Origin of the sequence: uncultured Cardiobacterium sp. (assembly GCF_938028185.1) — a bacterium.
Taxonomy (GTDB): Bacteria; Pseudomonadota; Gammaproteobacteria; order Cardiobacteriales; family Cardiobacteriaceae; genus Cardiobacterium.
In genome coordinates this window covers 1-1843 of record NZ_CALJAH010000173.1, presented here as the reverse complement: position 1 = coordinate 1843, position 1843 = coordinate 1, and the positions used below count along the sequence as shown (strand labels likewise).

The 1843-nt window shown below is 60.0% G+C and carries 2 protein-coding genes; both read left to right on the top strand.

Annotated elements, in window-relative coordinates:
* Positions 1–555, top strand: a 555-nt coding sequence (locus Q0349_RS05075; protein ID WP_298079796.1) for a hypothetical protein, incomplete at its 5' end; no start/stop codon positions are given.
* 106 nt (positions 556–661) lie between these two features.
* Positions 662–1582, top strand: a complete 921-nt coding sequence (locus tag Q0349_RS05070) for a tyrosine-type recombinase/integrase (protein WP_298079795.1) — start codon at positions 662–664, stop codon at positions 1580–1582.
* Positions 1583–1843 lie beyond the last annotated feature (261 nt).

Genomic DNA, 1843 nt, shown 5'->3' with positions numbered 1-1843 from the left:
TACGCCGACTACGCCTTGCGCCTTGCCAGAAATCCGGTGATCCGCAAACGGGAGCTGGACGATATTGTTGCCATGCCGCTCTACGATGACGCCGGTGCCGGATTCTATGCCCAGGTAGCCGCCTGGAACGGCTGCGACCTTGAACACGGTCAGCAGCATTGCCGCCGCCTCAATGAGATGGTATCGCTGGTGACCCTGCCGCAGAAAACGGTGTATGACCACGAAGCATGCTGTCCCGCGCTGTCCGCTGAACCCGGCTGGTACGCCGTGCGCATCGAAGATGGCGCGGTCGCGGCCGTTGAACCGCTGCCGGAGACCATCGTCATTGGGCAGCGCGACTGCCTGTCGGCGGCAACAGCGGTACTGGCTGCCATTTGCAGCGGTGCGGAGGCGGAGGACGCCTTCCCGCGCGTGGGTATCAAATTTCTCTGCCCGCCAGTTCCCTTGCCGCTGGCTACATTGGGCTTCAAACGTTGCCTGCACATTGTCTGGCAGAACGAAGCGTACATGAGCATCATCGAAGGTCACCGCCTGCTGCACATCGTCAAAATCTGAACCCCCAACCCGAACCGGCCTTCATGGCCGGTTTTTGTGTGGGTGCATGGGCATGATGCCCATGAACATAATTTGTCGCAACCCCATAACATAAAAGGAAAAATCAATGGTTAGCGACATTGAAGATTACCTTGCCTGGCTACGCGACAAACGCGGCAAGGCAGCACAAACCCTCTCCACCTACCGCCGCCTGTTGCGCCGGTTCGAAGCAGCGCATTCCGGTCGTGATCTGCGCCTGCTGGACGACGAAACCCTGCAACATTACCTGGTCAACCATCTTGGCAGCGGTAACCGCAGCCCCGCTACCCTCAGCAGGCACCGCTCCGTGTTGCGTGGTTTTTATGAATGGTTATACCGCCAGCGCATCCTGTCTGCCAACCCGGCCCTTGAGCTTGAACTGCCATGCCTGCCGCAACCAGCGGCACCCCGCACGCTCACCCTTGCGCAGATTACCACCCTGCTGGAATCCCCGGAGACCGATGATCCCTGGCTTATCCGTGACCACGCCATACTTGAGCTGTTCTACTCCACCGGAATGCGCCTCACCGAGCTGGCCGCCATCAATCATTGCGACCTGGGAGCCGACAGCGACCGCTACCTCATCCGCCGCAAAGGCGGCGGTACGGGTCGCCCTGTTTTTATCGGCAGCAAGGCGCGCGCAGCACTCGCCCGCTGGCAGTCAGTACGGGGCAATCTACCGGGAAGTGCAAACGAAGCGGCGCTCTTTCTCAATGAAAAGGGTGGCCGTCTCAGCGACCACAGTATCGCCAAACACGTCAAGGACTACGCCGCCACCCGCCTGCCGGGGATAAATGTGCATCCGCAGCTGCTGCGCCACACTTTTGCCATCCATCTGTTACAAGCTACCGGCGATCTGCGCGCGTTGCAGGCGCTGCTCGGCCACAAGAAACTGGTAACCACGCAAATGTTGTACGCCAGTTTCGATTTTCCGTTCCTCGCGCGCGAGTATGAGCGCAAACACCCGCGCATGAAGACGGGCGGACGCCGGAGGAAGGAGCAAGGGTAAACAGGCGGCCGGACGTATCTGTTGCGGCGACAGGTTTCTCGCCAACACATTGACGCTTCAGGGGGAAAGGGCTATATTCCCGACTGAAGTTGGCGAACTTATCGCCACCACTGACCGGACAGCGCGGGATTCTTGCCCGCCGCCGTCGCCATTCCGGTTACAGCCGCCAGGCTGGGACGGCATCTTTCCATCTGCTGCACCATGCAGCGCCATCTCAACCCGCAGGGGAATCATCCCTACCGGGCTGTTCTCCTGTTTTTT

Coding starts and splice junctions, on each gene's coding strand:
- Q0349_RS05070 (WP_298079795.1), top strand. CDS start 662: ATGGTTAGCGACATTGAAGATTACCTTGCCTGGCTACGCGACAAACGC.